The sequence below is a fragment of the Phycisphaerales bacterium genome (genome assembly GCA_040221175.1).
Taxonomy (GTDB): Bacteria; Planctomycetota; Phycisphaerae; order Phycisphaerales; family UBA1924; genus JAHCJI01.
The window spans coordinates 166,754-185,824 of sequence record JAVJVK010000019.1; the positions used below are offsets into that span (position 1 = coordinate 166,754).

The window sequence follows — 19,071 nt, forward strand, 5'->3', positions numbered from 1 at the left end:
ATGGCTACGCGCCCGCGCGGATAAACCACGTGGCCATGAATACCAGCGCGAAGGCCGTCCAGAACGCGATCCCCGCCCAGCTCAGCACGATGAGCCACCGGGCCGGCTTGTGCTCGGCGGGCACGGCGGTGCTCGTCATCGCGCGGTGGTTGAAGTACGCGATCGCCGGCGTGCCAAGGAAGCTCAGGGTCGTCGCGAGATCGACCATGTCCGACAGCGATCGCAGGAACACCGCGAGGATCACGATTGCCCCGGCCGCGAGCACGGCCAGCCAGACCCAGTAGCCGCGGTTGCCCTTTGGCTCAACGCCGCGGAACTCGCCAAACAGCGCCGACATGGTGCGCGGGATGGCGTCGAGCACGGTAATGGTCGTGCTGAACATGACGGCGATGGCGCAGGTGGCGATGAGCGGGCGGGACCATTGGCCCAGCGAATCGGTATACAGCCCGATGAGCTGGTTGGCAAAGCCGCCCGCGCCCGCCGCCGGCTCGACGCCCGTGCCGTAGAGCAGGGCCGCCCCGAGCACGACGAAGGCCAGCGCCAGCACGACGCACAGCGCAAAGCCGATATAAAAATCCAGCTCGCACTCGCGCTTGCTGGCGGCGTGGCCGGTCTGCCTGTTCCTGGCCAGGCTCCAGAGCGAATGCCACACGGTGATGTCCAGCGGCGCGGGCATCCAGCCCACCAGGGCGACCGCGAACACGAGCAAGGCCAGGTTCCACTGCGTCGGCCACACGGGCGTCGCGCCCAGGTCCAGGTTGGGCACTTGCATCGCCGCGGCGAAGACGGTGCTGACCGCCATCACGAGCATGAGCGCCTTCACCACGCGGTCGAGCCATTTGAAACCGCCGCAAGCCAGCAGCCCGATGCACACAAGCAAGATGCCCGCGGCGACGACCCAGAGCGGCGCCCCGGACTCGGCAATGCCAGCTCGCGCCAGCAGCGGATCGACGACCAGGGGCTTGACGAGCGCCGCCGTCACGGCCGTGACCGCCGCCTGGATGGTGAACATCGTGCCCACCTGGATGGCCGCGAATGCCCCCAGCGTCGCCGGCCCCTGGGCCCGGTAGGCGTGCAGCAGCGAACGTCCCGTCGCCGCGGCGTACCTGGGCCCGAACAGCATCGCCGGGAGTTTCATGAGGTGGGCCAGAACAACCAGCAGCACCAGCGACAGCCCATAGACCGCGCCCGCCCGCGTCGACTGCACGAGATGGCTGACGCCGATGGCCGCCCCGGCGAAGAGGATGCCCGGGCCGAGGGCCTTGAGGAAATTCGGCGTCGCCGGGGTAGGAGGGGGCATGACCGTCAGGGTAGCGGGGCGTTCGGTGCCGCCGGGCGGCCCTCCTTGATCCAGAGCTTCTGCCTACAGAGTCTCTTGATCCCGCCCTTCTCGGTCCAGAGCTTCTCGGTCCACGAGAACCACGGCCCGGCCAGATTCTCCACCAGTATCGCCGGTTTCAGCCCCAACGCGGACGTGCGGCGGGGTTCGGGCGGCGGCGTTTTTCTGATCAGGTCTGGAGCATCTCCCGCTTCCTGAGGAGCATCTCCGATCAGGTCTGGAGCATTTCCTGCTTCCGGCGGAGCATCTCCGATCGGGTTTAGAGCATTTCCTGCTTCCGGCAGAGCATCTCCGATCGGGTTTGGAACATTTCCTGCTTCCGGCAGAGCATCTCTGATGGGGTTTGGAGCATCTCCTGCTTCCCGCGGGCGTCCGGGAACGCGCCGGGGGCTTCTCGGACTGTGCCTAAGACAGGCTCGCCATGTCGATCACGAAGCGGTACTTCACGTCGCTCTTGAGCATCCGTTCGTACGCCTCGTTGATCTGGTCCATGCGGATCATCTCGATCTCGCACTGGATGTTCTCTTTGCCGCAGAAGTCGAGCATCTCCTGGGTCTCGGCGATGCCGCCGATGAGCGAGCCGGCGAGCGTGCGGCGCGGGGCGACCAGGCCGAAGACCGCGACCGGCTGGGGGTTGGGCGGGATACCGACGAGGACCAGCGTGCCGTCGAGCTTGAGCTGGTTGAGGTACATGTTCAGGTCATGGTCGGCGCTGACGGTGTCGAGGATCAGGTCGAAGCTGCCGGCGTGGGCCTGCATTTCTTCTTCGTTCCTGGAGATCACCACCTCGTCAGCGCCCAGCTTCTTGCCGTCGGCGACCTTGCCCGGGCTGGTAGTGAACAGCACGGTGTGCGCGCCCATGGCGTGGGCGAACTTGACGCCCATGTGGCCCAGGCCACCGAGACCAACCACGCCCACCTTCTTGCCCTTGCCGGCGCCCCAGCGCTTCAGCGGCGAGTACGTCGTGATGCCCGCGCACAGCAGCGGGGCGGCGGCGGCGGGGTCGAGGTTCTTTGGGACCTGGAGCGTGAACTTCTCGTCGCACACCACGCGCTGCGAGTAGCCGCCGTAGGTCATGCCGCCGAGGTGCTTGTCGGGTCCGTTGTAGGTAAAGATCGCGCCCTGCTCGCAGTACTGCTCCTCGTCCTGCTTGCAGTTGGCGCACGTGCCGCACGAGTCGACCATGCAGCCCACCGCCGCCAGGTCGCCCTCCTTGAAGCGCGTGACCTTCGAGCCCACGCGCGTGACGCGGCCGAGGATCTCGTGGCCCGGCACCACGGGGTAGGTCGTGCCGCCCCATTCGTTGCGGGCGAAGTGCAGGTCGCTGTGGCACACCCCGCAGTAGAGGATCTCGATCTCGACGTCCGTCGGCGTCGGCTCGCGACGCTGGATGTCGAAGGGGCCTAGCGGGCTGGTGGCGGACTGGGCGGCGTAGGCCTTCGTGGGGGTGGTGGGGGTGGTCATGGCGTCAGGATAGAACCCTGACAGCGGGCGAGTCCGACCACCCCCCGGACCTGAATTGCGAATCAGCACATCGTCAGCCCGCCGTCCACGCAGATGACCTGCCCGGTCAGGAACCCCGCCTCGTCGCTGCTGGCATAGCTGACGGCCGCGGCGATGTCCTCGGGGGCGCCCAGGCGGGGAACGCTCATGGCCTTCAGAACCGTCTGGCCGACCTCCTCGGGCAGGCCGCTGGTCATGTCGGTCTCGATGAAGCCCGGGGCGATCACGTTGGCGGTCACGCCCTTGGAGCCAAGCTCCCTCGCGAGGGTGCGCGTGAGGCCGATCAGGCCGGCCTTGGCCGCCGCGTAGTTGGCCTGGCCGGCGTTGCCGACGACGCCCGACGTGCTGGCGATGTTCACGATGCGGCCGAAGCGGTTCTTCATCATCGGCCGGGCGGCGGCGCGGCAGGCGGCGAAAGCACTGGTGAGGTTCACATTGATCACCTCGTCCCACTGCTCGTCGGTCATGCGCATCAGCAGGCCGTCACGCGTGATGCCGGCGTTGTTAACCAGGACGTCCAGCCGGCCCAGGTCCTTGATCACGCCCTCGATGGCGCTGGCGAAGGAAGCGCGGTCGCCCACGTCGACGGCCAGCGTCGTGGCCTGGCCACCCTTGCCTTCGATCTCGCTCTTGAGCTCGTCTAACGGGCCCTGCGAGCGGGCGGCGAGCACCACGTGGCGGCCGTCGGCGGCCAGGCGGGTGGCGATGGCGCGGCCGATGCCGCGGCTGGCGCCGGTGACGAGGGCAACTCGAGGAGGCGTGTCGGACATGGGAGCGTTCTCCAGAGCAGGAAAGAAAGCGGGGCGCTCGCCGCGCCCCGTGGGAGTGTCTTAGTTTAGCGAATCGAGAGCCAACTCGCCTTAGCCGCCACCGGGAATCGTGATCGGCCCGCGGGGCGTGCGACGCACGGTGTCCTTGGGCTCCTCTTCCTCTTCTCCCTCGGGCTCGGGCTCGTCCATCGCCACCGGCAGCGTGCTGCGATCGATCGCGTCCGACCGGCCCAGTGCCGAGAAGTCGATGGTAAAGTTGTTCGGCCCGATCTGCCCATCGAGTTCCGAGGCGCGAGCGACGGTCGGCGCACTCGTGGGAGCGCCACCGAAGACGTACGACCCACCCGCCGGAATGATCGACCAGCCAAGCACGTAGGCCTCGCCGGGCGTTTGGATGGCGATCGCCAGGGCTCCCGGCGTGTCGTCGCCCGAGGCAAACGTGGATCGCGGCGCGCTCGCGGCACCTGCGCCCCCGGTTTCCTGCATGGCCGTGAACATCTTCTGGGCGCCCGAGGCCATCTGCTTGATCGCATCGGGGGCCTCGTCCGACGCCTGGATCGCCTCGAACAGGCGGTTCATGACCGCAAGGGTCTGCTCATCCATGTCCTGGTTCTGGCCGCCGTCCATGGCCTCAAGCTGCTGAAGCACCGTAGCCGGGTCGATCTCCCCCTCCAGCCCCATCGCGCGGCCCAGGTCGGTCGCCAGCTGCGGGTCGTCCTCGAGCACGGCGGTGATCGCGCCGGTGAACTCCGCGTCCAGTCGCGATTGGTCGCCGCCGTAGGCCTGCATGGCGCCCATCATCTCGGCGAAGCCTTCCATGACGCCCGGAGGCATGGCGTCCATCATCTGCTGGCCCATGCCCTGAGCGAGCGCGTCCATCGAGCCGGCGTCGAAGGAACCGGCGGCGCTCATGGCCCCCATGGCCCCCAGCGACGCGGCCGACGCGACCTCGATGCCCTCACCCGGTGCGTCGGCGGTCATGTAGACGATGCGCACCTGTTCGATGTTCTCGACCGCGTCGTACCACTGTCCCCCGAAGCGCAGGTCGTCGAGGATGGTCCGTGCGTCGGCGCTGAGCATGCCTTCCAGTTCAAGGTCATCGCCCTTGGCGATCGCGTCGGCGAACTGGATCGCGGCCCGCACCATGGGCTCATCCTCTTCCAGCACGCTGAGGTTGTTCGCGGTCTGCACGCGGGCATCCACGCCTTCCATCGAGGCCAGAACCTGCTGCACGTCGACCCTCGCCGGCGGCGGGGGTGGTGGTGGCGGCGGGGGTGGTGGCGGCGGGGGTGGCGGTTCCTTGCAGGCGGTCAGCACTACCGGGATGGCCAGCAGCGACAGCTTCACTGCCTTTCGCGCGAACGTGCGACTCTTCATGCGTAGCTCCGTCTGAGTGGAATCCCGGGCACCTGCGAGCGGGTTTCGAGCCCGCAGAGTGATTCGTACGCCCGATCCGGATGGTTCGGTGGCTCTTATCTCAGGCTAGGGCGTTGGTTGTGCCCACGTTACCCGGCTCGGCAGGGCATATCAGGGCGCGTCGTGCATCGAGACGCCCACCGAGCGATCGATCCGCTTCATCATGCCCGTCAGGCTCTTACCCGGCGCCAATTCGTGCCAGGTAGCGTCCTCGCCCAGGCCGTCCGCGACCATGTTCTGGCAGCCCTGGGCCCAGCGCACCGGGTGGGTTAACTGCTCGGCAAGTCGCGCGCGGATGCTCTGGGCGTCGTGTTCGTGCGGCTTGGCGGTGACGTTCGAGTACACCGGGCACGCGCTCAGGGCCTCGGCATTGATCGGGGTGTTGGCCAGAGCCTGGGCGAGACGGTCGGCAGCGGGCTCCATCAGCGGGCTATGGAACGCCCCGGCGACCGGCAGCGGCGTGGCCCTCAGGCCGGCATCCTTCGCTGCGGTCTCTGCACGCCCGATGGCGTCGGCATCGCCGCTGAGTACGACCTGGCCCGGTGCATTGAAGTTGGCGCAGACGAGAACGCCACCCTCTCGGGCCGCGTCGCACACGTCGTTTGCCTGCGCCTCTTCGCACCCGATGAGCGCCAGCATGCCCCCAGGAATCGCTTCGGCGGCGTCCTGCATCGCCCGGCCGCGCAGGGTCACCAGCCGCAGGCCTTCCTCGAAGCTCAGCACACCGGCCAGGTGCAGCGCCGTGTATTCGCCAAGGCTCAGGCCCGCTGCCGCCCGAAGCGTGGGGACGTTTCCACGAGTTTCGGACAACCCGCGCCACGATGCGACCGAGCACGCGTAGATGGCCGGCTGGCTGACATCGGTTCGGTTCAGGGTCTCGGCGGGGCCGTCGAAGCACAAGGCGCTCAGCGGGGCGCCCAGTTCGCCCGCGAGGATCTTGTCGGCTTCCTCAAAAGTACGGCGGGCGGCCTCGCTCGCGTCGGCCCACGCGCGCCCCATGCCAACGGTCTGTGCGCCCTGGCCGGGACAAAGGACAATCACGCGCTCGCTCATGGGCAGGGCTCCGAAAGGATCGATCCGAGAATGTTCAAAGACGCCAGAGGCTGCTGCCCCAGGTCAGGCCGGCGCCAAAACCAAGGAACATGACGAGCTGACCGGGCTTGATGCGGCCGGCGGCCTTGAGCTCCGCGAAGCACAGGGCCACGGAGGCGGCGACGGTGTTGCCGTAGCGGTCGATGTTGATGTGCAGCTTTTCTTCGGGCAGGCCGAAGCGTTCGCGGGCCGCGTCGAGGATCCGCTTGTTGGACTGATGGCAGACATAGTGGTCCACGTCTTCCGGACGCAGGCCGACCTTGTCGAGCGTCTCCTGGATGAGATCGCTGAAGGTGCTGACGGCGAACTTGAAGACCGCCCGGCCATTCATGTGCAGGCAGCTCATCTCGACCCCGTCGGCATCGGGATCGAAGTCGGACGGATAGTCCTCCTCGACGCGAGGGATGAACAGATCGACCCACCGGCTTCCGTCGGTGTGCATGGCGCGGGCAAGCACGCCGGTATCCGGATCATCGCTGCCGGAGACGACAAACGCGCCCGCGCCATCGCCGAAGAGGATGCTCGTGCCGCGGCCCCGGTTGGAGTAGTCCACGTGGCGGGTGATGATGTCGGCGCCCACGACGCCGACGTTCCTGGCGTTGCCCGAACGGATGAGCGCGTCGACGGTATTGAGCGCGAACACGAATCCCGAGCACGCCGCGTTCAGGTCAAAGGCCGCGATGTTGCCCGCGCCAAGGTTCGACGCGATCTGGCATGCGGCCGACGGCGTCGGCATGTCGGCCGTCAACGTGGCGACGACGATCTGGTCCAGATCGGTCGGTTGCATGCCGGCATCGTCCAGCGCTGCCTGCAGCGCTCGCGTGCCCAGTGCTGCCGTTGTTTCGCCCAGATCGCGCTTGGCGATCCGCCGCTGCACGATGCCCGTCCGCTGGCGGATCCACTCGTCGCTCGTATCCATCAGGCGTTCGAGATCGGCGTTGCTCAGCACCGTCTTGGGCAGCGCCATGCCCGCGCCGCGAATGGTGGCGCCCACGCAGGCGCCTCCGGCGGTGTGGACCGAAGACTTATCGACCCGACCGTGTGTGTTCTGATCATTCATGCTCTGACAGACTCGCGCAGCAGGTCCGAATCGATCGAGGATTCGACGTCGGCGATGCGTTGCATCAACACGTCGTTGAGGCCAAGCCGCAGGTATTCGAATCCATTCCGAATACTCGCACAAATCGTCTTTGCCTTGCTCGAGCCGTGGGCGATGATGTACGTGCCGTTGACCCCCAGCAGCGGTGCGCCGCCCAACTCCTCGTAGTCGCTCTTGGCGTACAACGCCTTGATCGCCGGCTCGATCCGCAGCGCCAGTTCCGCGTCCTCGGCAAAGATTGCCTGCGCGATGGCCCCAAACAGGCTGCGGGCCAGGCCTTCGGCCATCTTCAGCACCGTGTTGCCCACGAAGCCGTCGGTCACCACGACGTCGGCGGCGCCGTCAAAGAAATCTCGTCCCTCGATGTAGCCTGTGAAGTTAATGCCCGGCGTCGCGGCCAGCAGGTCGCGGGTCTTCTGGATGAGATCCGTGCCCTTGCCCTCTTCGGCGCCGATGTTCATCAGGGCCACGCGCGGCTTGTCGATGTGCAGCACCGTTCGGGCGTATGCCTCGGCCATCACGCCGTATTGCCACAGGTGCGTCGGCTGCGGCTCAGGGTTGGCGCCGGCGTCGCACAGGATGATCGGGCCCTGGAAGCCCGGGATCGTCACCGCGATGCCCGGGCGATGTACGCCGGGGAGCCGCTTGAGGTGCATGATCGCCGCCGATACGCAGGCGCCGGTGTTGCCCGCGCTCAGAATGGCATCGACGTGCTCGGGCGTGCCGGCCGCCTTGGGTGAACCCATGCGCGCCGATCGCACGATGGACGAATCGGCCTTGGATCGCACCGCCTTGGCGGGGCTTTCGCCCATGGCGATCACTTCTGTCGTGGGAACCAGGTCAAAGGTTGAAGGGTCGACCCCGTGTTCACGTGCGACGTCCAGAATGGCGGCCTCGTCGCCGACCAGCACCAGGCGCCCGCCCTCGGGAATGGCGCCGCTGGAAGGGTCGAGTGCACGAAAGCAACCGGCCAGAATCGCATCGGGCGCGTGGTCGCCGCCCATCACGTCGACGGCAAGGCGCATTACGCCGCTCCTCGGCGAAGTGTGCTCAACCGAGAAACAATGCTGAAGCTGGGGATGGAATAAGCCTCAGTCACGCTCGACGCCGATCCCGAGCTTGGGAACGACGATGGTCAGGCCGGGGCGGTAGTACCCCGACTGGCGGCACGCGCGATGGTGGTTCTTGGGCATGCTCGTGACCGGGCACAGGGTGACCGTCAGGCCCTTCAGCGAGTCGTGGGCCCGGCGGCGGCGCGTCCGACCGTGCGACTGGCGATGCGTAGGAAGCATGTCAATTCACCCTTTCGAAGGAGCAAATCGGCGTCGGCCGAGCCCCGTTGGCCATGTGTTGTGCATACCAGATGCCGGACGATGGAGCGGTCCGCCCATCCAGGAACGAATCCAGACCCTCACGATAAGCGCCAAGCCCCGTCGCGTCAACGAACTCCGGCGTGCGTGAGGCCGCAAGCATAGGCTCCGTGCGTGCCTGACGGAACCTGTACATCTACCCAACCCGGACTCCCCGAAGAGGCGATGGCGGCCCTGCGTCGAGTCTGGGGTTTTGACGCCCTTCGGCCCATGCAGGCCGCGGCCGTCCGAGCCGCCCTTAACGGCCGCGATGCCCTCGTCGTCTTGCCCACCGGCGGCGGAAAGAGCCTGTGCTACCAACTCCCGCCCCTGGTCAGTGGTAAGGCCACCGTGGTCGTCAGCCCCTTGATCGCGCTCATGCGAGATCAGGTCCGGGGGCTCGAGCTCAACGGCTATCCGGCCGCCGCTCTGCACTCGGCCGTCGAGTTCGAGGACGCCCGGCAGATCGAAGCCCAGCTGGTCTCGGGCGAGATCAACTTGCTGCTGGCTGCTCCAGAACGCATGGTCACCGCCAGCTTCCGGGGGCTGCTGGCCCGCCTGGCCGACGCGGGCCGCTTGGGCGCGATCGCCGTCGACGAGGCCCACTGCATCAGCCAGTGGGGCCATGATTTCCGGCCCGAGTACCGCCGCCTTGCCGAGCTCCGTGAGGTCGTCCCGGGCACGCCCATGCAGGCCTTCACCGCCACTGCCACGCCGCGGGTTCGCCAGGACATCATTAACCAACTTGGCCTGCACGATCCTGAATTGCTGGTAGGGACGTTTGACCGACCAAATCTGACCTATCGCGTCCGCGCCCGCCAGCCGGGTGGCCGTGCCATCGATCAAGCCGCCGAGGCCATCCGCAAGCACATCGACGCCGGCGAAGGCGGCGCCATCGTCTACTGCATCAGCAGGAAAGAAACCGAAGACTTCGCCGATGGCCTGCGAGGAATGGGTCTGGACGCTCAGGCCTACCACGCCGGCTTAAAGCCCAATCAGCGTGATAACGTCGAGCGAGCCTTCACCAACGAAGAGCTCGACGTCGTATGCGCCACGGTCGCCTTCGGCATGGGCATCGACCGCAGCAACGTACGCCTCGTGGTCCATGCCGCCTGCCCAAAGAGCGTCGAGGCCTACCAGCAGGAGGCCGGCCGAGCGGGCCGCGACGGTGAACCCGCCGAGTGCCTGCTGCTCTACGGCCCCGGTGACGCCGGTCGCTGGACGAGGCTCATCATGGGCGAGCAGCGTTTTGGTCAATCGCTCACTGAATCCACGCGGGCCCAACTCGAACTCATCCGCGAGGCCCAGCGGTTCGTCGCGCTCATGGAGTGCCGCCACAAGGCCTTGAGCGAGCACTTCGGCCAGGAGTACGAGCCCCCGCCCGGCCGGCACAACTGCGGCGCATGCGACGTATGCCTGGGCGAAACCGAGATTGAGCAGGACTCGACCCGCGTCGCCCAGATCATCATGAGTGCCGTCGCCAGGCTCGAGCAGCGGTGGGGCGCCGGCCACCTCGTCGACGTCCTCCGCGGCGGCAGCACCGAGCGCATCAAGAGCAACGCCCACGACCAGCTCAGCGTTTATGGCATGCTGCGAGACCACGCTAAGGGCGAGGTGCAGATGTTCGTAGAGCAGCTCATCGCCGCCGGGGCCCTCCAGCGGCACGCTTCGCCCACCGAGGCCGGCGGCATGATCGAAACCATCCGCTTCGGCGAGCACGGCAACGCCGTCATGAAGGCCGAAATGCCCGTGACGCTGGCCAGACCGATGGGCTCGGGCTCGCTGCGGAAAGAACGTGGCCGCCGGTCGACCAAGGCTGCTGCCGAAGTCGTGATTCTGGACGCCGATGAGAAGGCCCTGTTCGAGAGGCTCCGTAGCGTCCGCATGGAGATCGCCCGGGAAGACTCCATCCCCCCCTACATGGTCTTCAATGACGCAACCCTTCGTGAGATGGCCAAGCGAAGGCCCTCGACTGACCGCGAGATGCTGTCGATCAAGGGCGTGGGGCAGGCAAAGCTCGACGCGTTCGGCCGGCGATTCCTGGAGGCGGTGCAGGAACAAACCTGACGCGGACGGCCCGCGGTATCATGGTCGCATGAGCACAGCGGCCCTGCCCTCGCCCACCAAGTACAGGTACAAGCCCGGTGGCGGAATCGCCGTCACCACGATCGTGCTGCTGGTGCTCAGCATGACCTTCCAACTTGGTATCCTGGCCGGCGAACTGGTGATGCTGACGGGGGCGCTGAACCGCGATATTGAGCAGGCAGACGCCGGGCTTGTCATCTCGGCTCTGGCGGTCATCGGACAGGTCTTGACGGTCACCATTCCGCTCATCGTGTTCTTCTGCATCTGGACGCATCGCGTGGCCGCGAACGTCCGCGCGTTGGGCGCCAGTGGTCTGCGTCACAGCCCCGGCTGGGCCGTCGGCTGGTTCTTCATCCCCGTCGCAAACCTCTTCATGCCCTTTTCGGTCTTCCGTGAGATCGATCGCGCCAGCCAACCCACTGGTTATGTCGATACCGAGGCATGGAAGAGAAATGCTCCGGGCGTGGTCATCACGTTTTGGTGGCTCACCTGGTTCCTGCAGACCATCATTGGCGGTGTTGGCAACATCCTCACGAAGCGTTTCCCGCCGGAAATGGGTCCGGCGGTGACGGCCGGCGTCATGTGCGATGTCGCGGCCTCTTTCCTGTTACTCGGCTGTGGGGTATTCGCGATCCTGATGATCCGCCGCATCGACCGCCTGCAAATCCAGGCTTGGCAAGCAAGGGCCCTGCACGCGCCGCCCATAGCCTGACCGCCGGCCCGTTCGCCTACGCTGTTCCAGACGCACCCGACCCGGAGGCCCGCTGCCATGCCCCAAGCCGACAAGTCAGCCGTCACGAGCAAGCAGATTTCCACGGCCGCCGAGGCCTTCCAGGACCTCAAGGACAAGGGCATCCTCTACGACGGCTGCACGATCCATGTTGGCGGCTTCGGCCTGTGCGGCATCCCCGAACAGCTCATCATCGCCCTCCGTGACACCGGCGTGAAGGACCTGACTTGCGTCAGCAACAACGCCGGCGTCGACGACTGGGGCCTGGGCCTGCTGCTCCAGACCCGGCAGATCAGGAAGATGGTCTCCAGCTACGTGGGCGAGAACGATACCTTCGCCAAGCAGTTCCTCAGCGGCGAGCTCGAGGTCGAGTTCAACCCGCAGGGCACGCTGGCCGAGCGCATCCGCGCGGGCGGGGCCGGCATCCCGGCGTTCTTCACCGCCACCGGCGCCGGTACGCAGATCGCCGAGGGCAAAGAGACGCGGACGTTCATGCCCACCCCCGCCCAGGCCCGCGTGAACAAGGACGTGTTCCAGGAGCGCGAGTTCGTGATGGAGACCGGCATCTACGCCGACCTCGCGCTGGTCAAGGCCGAGACCGCCGACCCCTTCGGCAATCTGATCTACAACAAGACCGCCCGCAACTTCAACCCCATGATGGCCACCGCCGCGGCCTACACCATCGCCGAAGTGGACCGCGTCGTGGAGCTTGGCGAGCTCGACCCCGACCAGATCCACACGCCGGGCAGCTTCGTCGACCGTTTCATCGTCAGCAAGAGCGAGAAGCGAATCGAGCAGCGGACGACACGCGAAGGCTGAGGCTGATCAGCACAATATACGAAACGCCGCGACGGGCCTTCTGGCACGCCGCGGCGTCTGTTCATGTTGATCGCGAAGAAAGGCTTACTCGCCAGCGGCAGGCGCGGAGGCCTCGGTCGACTCGGCGGCCTTCTCGCTCTTCTTGCTACCCGGCTCGATGAGGTTGCCCTCGTTGTCGAACTCCATCTCCTCGCGCTCGTCTTCGTCGATCGTGCGATCGGGTTCGACGAACACCCGGATGTGGCTCTCCAGATCGTTGGCGAACTTCAGCAGCACCTCGTAGTTGTCGATGCGCTTCATCGCATAAGGCAGGCGCACCTCGCGGGGCTTGACGTCGAAGCCCAGGGTCTGCAGGGCGCTGGCGATGTCCTGCTGCGTCACAGCGCCATACAGCACGCCTTGGTCGTTGCAGGCCCGAACCATCGTGATCTCCTGGCCGTCGAGCTTCTTGGCCATGTCTTCACGATTGGCGCGAAGTGCGGCGACATCCTTCTCAGCCTCCGCCCGCTTGTCGGCCAACTGCTTGATCAACTGATCGTCGGGCTCGGTCGCCAGGCCGCGGGGCAGCAGGAAGTTGCGGGCGTACCCAGCCCGAACCTTGACCACATCCCCGACGATGCCAAGGTTATCGACGTTCTCAAAAAGCAGCAGATTCAGATCACGAGCCATGGTCGCTGTCCTTTCCGCCCAAAGTCGGGCCGGGAAGTTAAGGAGCCGATCAAGCGGTGATCGGCCCCAGCGTGGGCCCCGCGGGCCGTCCGCAGGGCGAGCCGCAAGTTTAGGCGGCTTGGGTCAGAACGGGATGTCGTCGTCCGGGGGCACCGGGTCGCTGTCGTAGCTCCCGCCGCCGCCGTAGCTGCCGCCTCCGCCCTGATTGCCACCGCCGCCGGAGTATCCCCCGCCTCCGCCTCCGCCCCCGCCTTGGCCGCTGTCGATGAACTGGAAGCTCTCGATCACGACCTTGAGCTTGCTGCGGTTGTTCCCCTGCTGATCCTGCCATTGATCCAGCTTGAGGCGACCTTCGATGAACACCGGACGACCCTTGCGGAGGTACTGGGCCATGACCTCGGCGGTCCGTCCGAACGCATCGCAATCGACGAACGTCACTTCCTCGCGCTGCTCGCCGTCCTGCGTGCGAAACCGCCGATTCACGGCCAGCCCGATCTGGGCAACGGCCGTGTTCTTGGGCGTATGACGCAGTTCGATGTCTCGGGTCAGGTTGCCCATGAGCAACACGCGGTTGTAGCTGCCTGCCATGGCGATCCTCCCAGATGGGTTCGGCTTCGGGTTGGGCTGAGCCTAGCCGGCTCAGGCCTTGGCGGGCTGCTCGGCCGAGGTGTCCTGGTCGGTGGCGTTGGAATCATCGTCCTGGCCGCCCTCGCCCTCTTCCTTGGCTCCGGTGTGATCCAGCGGAGTGTCCTCGACGGGACGGCCCATCCGCACGCCGGTGTCCTTCTCTTCCTCGGCCTCGTTGGCCTTCTCGGCACGCAGCTTGGCCTCGCCCATCAGGGCGTCACGCGCGTCGGCAGCCTGCATCTCTTCGAGGGTCAGGTGGTCGGCCCTGGTCACGAGCGCGCGCATGATGGTCTCGCTCATCTGCGTGTCGCGATCGAGTTGCTGGATGTTCTGCGCCGGGGCCTCGAAGTATGTGAGGATGTACAGGCCACGCTTCTGCTTATCGATCTCGAAGGCCAGACGACGCTCGTCCCACTTGGCCATGGCAACGAGCTTCGCGCCACAACGCTCGAGCAACTCGTCGATATGCGTGATGACGGCGCCGAGATCGGCGGCGGTCGACTGGCCAATCAGGAACATGGCTTCGTAGTGATAGCTGCGCTCTGGGGGCATGTCAGGAGTCCTTTGCCGGTTTGTGCGGCGATTGGTGACCGGCCTGGACTTCGTCGCCCGGGCCATGGGGTTGATCACTGGGGGCCTCGCTCGAGGCATCCCCGGGACGATTCGATGTGGTGGGTTGTTCGTCGGCCTTGGGCGTCCGGCCCTTGGCCTTCTTCTCGTCGGGGGTGTTGAATCGGTTCATCGCCTCGACGATGCCGTCCTTCACCCAGCACTCGGCCGCGTCCGCGGCGTTCGAGAGCGCGGGCTTGAGTGCGTCATTCTGCTCTTGCGTAAAACGGCCCAGCACGTAACCCACCTGGCTTGCGCCGGCAGGCTTGCTGTCCACGCCGACGCGCAGCCGCGCATAGGCATCGCCGCCACTGGCGCGGGCAACGTCGGCCAGGCCGTTGTGCCCGCCGTCACCACCCCGCGCCCGCAGGCGGATCCCACCAAGCGGCAGATTGACGTCGTCGACGATGATGAGCAGATCGCTCGCGGGCTCGAGCTTGTAGAACCGAAGGGCTTCGCCCACGGTCAATCCGCTCTTGTTCATGAAGGTCGTGGGCTTGGCAAGCATGACCTTTTCGCCGGCAATCATGCATTCCAGCGTGGCGGCGTGGAAGCGTCCACGCGCCACGGCCCCGCCGGCGTGACGCCGAGCGAGCTCGTCGAGCACCATGAACCCCGCGTTATGCCGCGTGTTCTCGTACTCGCTTCCGGGATTGCCAAGGCCGACGATGATCTTCATGCGTGTCTTGCGGCCAGACGAGGCATCAGTCCTCGTCCTTCTCGCCCTCTTCCTTCTTCTCGGTGATGACTTCGGGCGAAGCGGCGGCATCCACTTCGCTGCCCTCGCTGGTCTCTTCAATCTCGGCCTTGACGAAGATGCTCACCACCCGCGTGTCGGGCGGGGTCAGCAGCTTCATCGTTTCCTTGGGCAGGGGGATCTCCCCGGCCGTGATCATCTCGTCGACGCCCAGGTTGCTGATGTCCACCTCGAGCACGTCTGGAAGGTTCGTGACCGCGCACTCAAGGTGCAACTCGGTCACCGGGTGGGTCAGCACCGCGCCGGCGGTCTTCAGGCCCTTGGCGTTGCCGACGAACTCCAGCGGAACGGTGACTTCCACACGCTCGGACAGATCCACCCGGCGGAAGTCGGCATGGATGATGTGCGTGCCGAGGTGATCGAACTGGAGGTCCTGGAGGAGCACGAACTCGTTGTCCGCGCCCTCCATCTCCAGCACGAACACACGCTCGCCCTTGGAGAAGTGGATGTTGGCCTCGTGGGCGTCGAATTCGACCGACAGCGGGTCCTGGCCGTGGCCATAGACGATGGCCGGCAGGCCGCCGCGATCGCGCAAGCGCTTGGCGTAGCGCGAGCCCATCCGCTCACGCTTGCGGGCCGGCAGGGTTGGGGCGTCTTCATGCATCGGAAACTCTCCTGGGCGATGCGTCGCACCGCCTGCTGTCGTGGGTTATCGCTTGGCGCCGGCGGCATCGCGCAGCAGCGCACTGACGGATTGATCGTGGTGAATGTTGTGGATCGCATCGCCCAGCAGCTCGCCCAGGCAGAGCTCAACGAGCTTGCCCTCCAGCCGCTTGGCCCGATCGCTCAGGGGAATCGTGTTGGTCACGATGATCTGGCTGATGGGGCTCTCGATCAGGCGATCGATCGCAGGGCCCACCAGCACCGGGTGCGTCGCGGCGACCATCACTTCCTTGGCGCCCTGGTCCATCACGAACCGGGCGGCCTCGCAGACGGTGCCGGCGGTGGAAATCATGTCGTCGAACATCAGCACCGTCTTGCCCTTGACGTTGCCGATCAGCGTGTCCGTCACGACCTCGCTGCCGCTGACACGCTTCTTATTGATGATCGCCAGGTCGGCCTCGAGCAGGTTCTGCATCGCTTCGGCCATCTTCACGTTGCCAACATCGGGGCTGACCAGGCACAGATCCCCCAGTCGATCGCGATGGGCCCGGAAGTAGTCCAGGAACACCGGTGTCGCCGAGAGGTGGTCGGTGGGCAGGTCGAAGAAGCCCTGGATCTGCGCCGCGTGCAGGTCGATCGCCAGCACGCGATCCGCGCCCGCTGCCGTGATGAGGTTGGCCACCAGCTTCGCCGTGATGGGCACCCGTCCCTCGTCCTTGCGGTCCTGCCGGCCATAGCCGAAGTAGGGGATGACAAGCGTGATCCGCTTCGCCGACGCCCGCCGCAGGCAGTCGATGAAGATGAACAGCTCCATCATGTTGTCGTTCACGGGGTGGCAGGTCGAGAGGATCACGAAGCAGTCGCGACCACGCACGTCCTCGTCCAGCTTCACCAGCAGTTCGTCATCGGGGAAGGCCATCGTGCGAGCCTTCCCCAGCGGCAGGTCCAGGTGAGCGCACACGCGCTCGGCCAGCTCTTTGCTATAGCGGCCACAGAAGATCTTCAGTTGATTCGGATCGATCTTCATGCACGGGTTCCTTCCGCGGCTCCGTGCCGCTCGCGATAGATCCGATCAACCTCGGCAAGTTGTGCCGGGGTGTTGATGCTCAGTACGTCCTCAGCCGGAACGGCGTCGACGACCTCCACACGAGCTCCGCCGGCCAGCAAGAGCGCCGGCACGTCGGTCAAGTAGTACTCACCCGTCTTGGGGTTCCGCTCGACACGCCGGAGCGCTTCCATGAGCGGCCCGAGCTTGAAGCAGTAGTAGCTCGGATTGATTTCACGGATTCCCAGTTCCGCCTCGCTCGCGTTCTTCTGCTCCACGATGCGGGCGAAGCGGCCCTCGTCGTCGCGCACGATCCGTCCATAGCCGGCAGGGTCGTCGACGACCGCCGTTGCCAGAGTCGCCGCGGCGTTCACCCGGCGGTGGGTCTCCAGCAGCGTGCGGATCGTGTCTTCGCGGATTAGCGGACCATCGCCACACAGCACGAGCACATCGGCGTCCACCGAAGCGTCTGTCAACGCCGACTCAGCCGCCAGCACGGCGTGCCCCGTGCCGAGTTGTTCGGCCTGCAGTGCGAACCGCACCTCGCCCGCGGCGCCTTCCAGAGCCCGCTCCACGTGCTCGCGCCCGTGGCCAACGACGGCCACCACGGGTGAGCACCCCACGGCGTGGCACGCCTGGGCCACGATGGACACCATCGGACGACCACCCACCGGATGCACGACCTTGGGCAGGTCGCTGCCCATGCGCGTGCCCTTGCCGGCGGCGAGGATGATCGCGCACGGCCGGGGGCTCGAGTTGGAAGCGGTATCGCTCACGCGGCTCCAAACCTGGAGGCATCGACGCGGGCGAGCGGGGCACCGGGAAAAACTACCCGACCAGGATTCGAACCTGGACTTTCAGTACCAAAAACTGAAGTGCTACCATTACACCATCGGGCAGTGAAACGTCTGCTCGGTGCGCTCGCGGCCGGCGGTGCTCCTTGCCAGTCGTGCGAAAAGCACGATTCCCATGCCTGCAATTCACGTCCGGACCATCCGGCCGTGGCGGTGGCACGGGGCGATGCGAAGAGCCCGGGCACAGCCACCCAGACCGATCGCACGCTGGCTTCCAGAGCTGGATCCCCGGTCTGGGCTCTCACCCGCCGGCAACCCCTGCCTGCGCCTCGCCGCCGATGGCCCACATGGGCGATCCTTGGCTCATCGCAGCCGGCTCCCGTCCTGCCGCTTCGCGAGGGGGATGGTAGCACGCATCCCCACGCCCAGCCAAGGTGGTTCTATCGTTGCCTCGCCATGATCCGCCGAGCCTGCCTGATCCTCCTCGCCGCCGCCACGGCCGCCTACGCCCTCGGGCAGACGGGCGACGACGTCGAGATCCGAGTGGCCACGTTTAATATCGAAGACGTGTCCACCACGGATCTGCTGATCAATGACCAGCCACGCGTCCAGCGGATCGCCGAGGTCATCCAGCGGCTGCGGCCGACCGTCCTGCTGGTCAACGAGATCGCGTTCGACTGGCATGGTGTGCCGGGCGTCCCGGTCGACGAGCCGGAGGGGTCCAACGGTCGCCGCTTCGTCGACCATTATCTGGAAGTCAGCCAGGGGGCCGGCCTGGAACCGCTGCGGTACCGCGCGGTGATGCTGCCTTCCAACACCGGACGCCCGAGTGGCTTCGACTTGGACAACAACGGCGAGGTCGTGACAGCCTACCCACGCCCCACGCGGGCTTCGCGATCCGGAGAGGTCCCGCCGCAGTCCGAAGAAGGCAGGGCGTTCGGCAACGATTGCTGGGGCTTTGGCGCCTACCCGGGTCAATACGCCATGGCCCTGCTGGTCGACCACCGCCTCGACGTGCTGGACGAGGAGATCCGTTCGTTTCGCCTGCTCCCCTGGAGCGCGATGCCCGATGCCCGCATGCCGATCGACCAGGACGGCACGCCCTGGTACGACCAGGAGGAATGGGCGGCGATGCGGCTCAGCTCGAAGAGCCATTGGGACATCCCCGTGAAGCTGCCCAACGGCACCGTCGTGCACTTCCTCTGCAGCCACCCCACGCCGCCCGCCTTTGATGGCTCAGAACAACGCAACAAGGCCCGCAACCACGACGAAATCCGATTCTGGGATGACTACCTGGACAACCGCGGATGGATCGCCTCGGACGATGGTGAAACCGGCGGGCTTGCGCGCGGCGAGCTGTTCGTAATCCTGGGAGACCTCAACGCCGATCCGACGAAGGGCAGCGACGTCGGCGAAGCCATAGATCGTCTCCTGAAGCACCCGCGCGTGCAGCGACTGAAACCCCCGCGTCATGACGAGCCCGTTCCGGACCTGGAGCCGACCGATACCGCACGATTCGGGCTGCGGGTCGACTACGTGCTTCCCAGCAAGGGCATGGAGGTTCTCCGCTCTGGCATCTGGACCACCCCGCCCGCGGAGCGGCTGGGCAGTCGAGGCTTCCCGAGCGACCACTTCCCGGTGTGGGCCGAGATCTCGGTGCCGGGCTGGTGACGCCCGCAAAACCGCCATGCGAGGTGGACTCTTTTCGGCCAGACCGCAAAGATTCCGGTGAGGCAGCAGTTTCTGCCCTCCCTTCCCCGGAGTC

19 protein-coding genes and 1 tRNA gene are annotated in these 19,071 nt (G+C 66.3%); 4 read left to right on the top strand and 16 right to left on the bottom strand.

Features of this window, described 5'->3' with window-relative positions:
- Positions 1 to 4: 4 nt before the first annotated feature.
- From RIE32_12985 to rpmF, 8 genes are all read right to left on the bottom strand, one after another.
- The gene (locus RIE32_12985; protein ID MEQ9097165.1) at positions 5 to 1,300 is read right to left on the bottom strand and encodes a divalent metal cation transporter; all 1,296 of its coding nucleotides are present in this window, start codon (positions 1,298 to 1,300) and stop codon (positions 5 to 7) included.
- Between the two features lie 444 nt (positions 1,301 to 1,744).
- Complete coding sequence (locus RIE32_12990; protein ID MEQ9097166.1) at positions 1,745 to 2,803, bottom strand: NAD(P)-dependent alcohol dehydrogenase; 1,059 nt, start codon at positions 2,801 to 2,803, stop codon at positions 1,745 to 1,747.
- A 62-nt stretch (positions 2,804 to 2,865) separates the two neighbouring features.
- Entirely contained in the window at positions 2,866 to 3,612 is a 747-nt protein-coding gene (gene fabG, locus RIE32_12995; GenBank protein MEQ9097167.1) for a 3-oxoacyl-[acyl-carrier-protein] reductase, read from the bottom strand.
- A 90-nt stretch (positions 3,613 to 3,702) separates the two neighbouring features.
- Positions 3,703 to 4,989 (bottom strand): hypothetical protein, encoded by a 1,287-nt coding sequence (locus RIE32_13000; GenBank protein ID MEQ9097168.1) that lies wholly within the window; start codon positions 4,987 to 4,989, stop codon positions 3,703 to 3,705.
- 150 nt (positions 4,990 to 5,139) lie between these two features.
- Complete coding sequence (gene fabD / locus RIE32_13005) at positions 5,140 to 6,081, bottom strand: ACP S-malonyltransferase (GenBank protein MEQ9097169.1); 942 nt, start codon at positions 6,079 to 6,081, stop codon at positions 5,140 to 5,142.
- A 34-nt stretch (positions 6,082 to 6,115) separates the two neighbouring features.
- Positions 6,116 to 7,114, bottom strand: coding sequence for a beta-ketoacyl-ACP synthase III (locus tag RIE32_13010; protein ID MEQ9097170.1), 999 nt, complete (start codon positions 7,112 to 7,114; stop codon positions 6,116 to 6,118).
- A 62-nt stretch (positions 7,115 to 7,176) separates the two neighbouring features.
- On the bottom strand, positions 7,177 to 8,244 hold the full coding sequence (gene plsX, locus RIE32_13015) for a phosphate acyltransferase PlsX (protein ID MEQ9097171.1): 1,068 nt from the start codon (positions 8,242 to 8,244) through the stop codon (positions 7,177 to 7,179).
- 66 nt (positions 8,245 to 8,310) lie between these two features.
- Positions 8,311 to 8,511, bottom strand: coding sequence for a 50S ribosomal protein L32 (gene rpmF / locus RIE32_13020; protein MEQ9097172.1), 201 nt, complete (start codon positions 8,509 to 8,511; stop codon positions 8,311 to 8,313).
- 192 nt (positions 8,512 to 8,703) lie between these two features.
- Between rpmF and RIE32_13025 the strand changes: the two genes are divergently transcribed.
- Genes RIE32_13025 through RIE32_13035 form a run of 3 tightly spaced genes read left to right on the top strand, consistent with a single transcriptional unit; the run spans position 8,704 to position 12,202 of the window.
- The gene (locus tag RIE32_13025; protein MEQ9097173.1) at positions 8,704 to 10,635 is read left to right on the top strand and encodes an ATP-dependent DNA helicase RecQ; all 1,932 of its coding nucleotides are present in this window, start codon (positions 8,704 to 8,706) and stop codon (positions 10,633 to 10,635) included.
- 28 nt (positions 10,636 to 10,663) lie between these two features.
- On the top strand, positions 10,664 to 11,365 hold the full coding sequence (locus RIE32_13030; protein ID MEQ9097174.1) for a DUF4328 domain-containing protein: 702 nt from the start codon (positions 10,664 to 10,666) through the stop codon (positions 11,363 to 11,365).
- A 57-nt stretch (positions 11,366 to 11,422) separates the two neighbouring features.
- Positions 11,423 to 12,202, top strand: a complete 780-nt coding sequence (locus tag RIE32_13035) for a CoA transferase subunit A (GenBank protein MEQ9097175.1) — start codon at positions 11,423 to 11,425, stop codon at positions 12,200 to 12,202.
- Positions 12,203 to 12,286: 84 nt separating this feature from the next.
- On the opposite strand, the gene rplI is transcribed toward RIE32_13035, so the two are convergent.
- From rplI to RIE32_13075, 8 genes are all read right to left on the bottom strand, one after another.
- Complete coding sequence (gene rplI, locus RIE32_13040; GenBank protein ID MEQ9097176.1) at positions 12,287 to 12,871, bottom strand: 50S ribosomal protein L9; 585 nt, start codon at positions 12,869 to 12,871, stop codon at positions 12,287 to 12,289.
- Between the two features lie 123 nt (positions 12,872 to 12,994).
- A complete protein-coding gene (ssb, locus tag RIE32_13045) occupies positions 12,995 to 13,459 on the bottom strand; it encodes a single-stranded DNA-binding protein (GenBank protein MEQ9097177.1) in 465 nt (154 codons plus the stop codon).
- Positions 13,460 to 13,510: 51 nt separating this feature from the next.
- Positions 13,511 to 14,050, bottom strand: coding sequence for a 30S ribosomal protein S6 (rpsF, locus tag RIE32_13050; protein MEQ9097178.1), 540 nt, complete (start codon positions 14,048 to 14,050; stop codon positions 13,511 to 13,513).
- 1 nt (position 14,051) lies between these two features.
- Positions 14,052 to 14,786 carry an aminoacyl-tRNA hydrolase gene (pth, locus tag RIE32_13055; GenBank protein MEQ9097179.1) on the bottom strand — a complete coding sequence of 245 codons (735 nt, stop codon included), beginning with the start codon at positions 14,784 to 14,786 and terminating at the stop codon, positions 14,052 to 14,054.
- A 25-nt stretch (positions 14,787 to 14,811) separates the two neighbouring features.
- On the bottom strand, positions 14,812 to 15,468 hold the full coding sequence (locus tag RIE32_13060) for a 50S ribosomal protein L25 (GenBank protein ID MEQ9097180.1): 657 nt from the start codon (positions 15,466 to 15,468) through the stop codon (positions 14,812 to 14,814).
- 45 nt (positions 15,469 to 15,513) lie between these two features.
- Positions 15,514 to 16,494, bottom strand: coding sequence for a ribose-phosphate pyrophosphokinase (locus RIE32_13065; protein MEQ9097181.1), 981 nt, complete (start codon positions 16,492 to 16,494; stop codon positions 15,514 to 15,516).
- On the bottom strand, positions 16,491 to 17,288 hold the full coding sequence (locus tag RIE32_13070; protein ID MEQ9097182.1) for an NTP transferase domain-containing protein: 798 nt from the start codon (positions 17,286 to 17,288) through the stop codon (positions 16,491 to 16,493). Before RIE32_13070 ends, RIE32_13065 begins: the two co-directional genes overlap by 4 nt.
- Before the next feature lie 52 nt (positions 17,289 to 17,340).
- Positions 17,341 to 17,411 (bottom strand) — tRNA-Gln (locus RIE32_13075).
- A 351-nt stretch (positions 17,412 to 17,762) separates the two neighbouring features.
- Here RIE32_13075 and RIE32_13080 point away from each other — a divergent pair.
- Positions 17,763 to 18,977 (top strand): endonuclease/exonuclease/phosphatase family protein, encoded by a 1,215-nt coding sequence (locus tag RIE32_13080; protein ID MEQ9097183.1) that lies wholly within the window; start codon positions 17,763 to 17,765, stop codon positions 18,975 to 18,977.
- The last annotated feature ends 94 nt before the right edge of the window (positions 18,978 to 19,071 follow it).

Bases quoted from the DNA above. Each gene is read 5' to 3' on its own strand.
- RIE32_13080 (MEQ9097183.1), top strand. From the start codon at position 17,763: ATGATCCGCCGAGCCTGCCTGATCCTCCTCGCCGCCGCCACGGCCGCC.
- RIE32_13030 (MEQ9097174.1), top strand. From the start codon at position 10,664: ATGAGCACAGCGGCCCTGCCCTCGCCCACCAAGTACAGGTACAAGCCC.
- RIE32_13035 (MEQ9097175.1), top strand. From the start codon at position 11,423: ATGCCCCAAGCCGACAAGTCAGCCGTCACGAGCAAGCAGATTTCCACG.
- RIE32_13065 (MEQ9097181.1), bottom strand. From the start codon at position 16,494: ATGAAGATCGATCCGAATCAACTGAAGATCTTCTGTGGCCGCTATAGC.
- rpsF (MEQ9097178.1), bottom strand. From the start codon at position 14,050: ATGCCCCCAGAGCGCAGCTATCACTACGAAGCCATGTTCCTGATTGGC.
- pth (MEQ9097179.1), bottom strand. From the start codon at position 14,786: ATGAAGATCATCGTCGGCCTTGGCAATCCCGGAAGCGAGTACGAGAAC.
- plsX (MEQ9097171.1), bottom strand. From the start codon at position 8,244: ATGCGCCTTGCCGTCGACGTGATGGGCGGCGACCACGCGCCCGATGCG.
- RIE32_12985 (MEQ9097165.1), bottom strand. From the start codon at position 1,300: ATGCCCCCTCCTACCCCGGCGACGCCGAATTTCCTCAAGGCCCTCGGC.
- rplI (MEQ9097176.1), bottom strand. From the start codon at position 12,871: ATGGCTCGTGATCTGAATCTGCTGCTTTTTGAGAACGTCGATAACCTT.
- RIE32_13000 (MEQ9097168.1), bottom strand. From the start codon at position 4,989: ATGAAGAGTCGCACGTTCGCGCGAAAGGCAGTGAAGCTGTCGCTGCTG.
- fabD (MEQ9097169.1), bottom strand. From the start codon at position 6,081: ATGAGCGAGCGCGTGATTGTCCTTTGTCCCGGCCAGGGCGCACAGACC.
- ssb (MEQ9097177.1), bottom strand. From the start codon at position 13,459: ATGGCAGGCAGCTACAACCGCGTGTTGCTCATGGGCAACCTGACCCGA.
- rpmF (MEQ9097172.1), bottom strand. From the start codon at position 8,511: ATGCTTCCTACGCATCGCCAGTCGCACGGTCGGACGCGCCGCCGCCGG.
- RIE32_12990 (MEQ9097166.1), bottom strand. From the start codon at position 2,803: ATGACCACCCCCACCACCCCCACGAAGGCCTACGCCGCCCAGTCCGCC.
- RIE32_13060 (MEQ9097180.1), bottom strand. From the start codon at position 15,468: ATGCATGAAGACGCCCCAACCCTGCCGGCCCGCAAGCGTGAGCGGATG.
- fabG (MEQ9097167.1), bottom strand. From the start codon at position 3,612: ATGTCCGACACGCCTCCTCGAGTTGCCCTCGTCACCGGCGCCAGCCGC.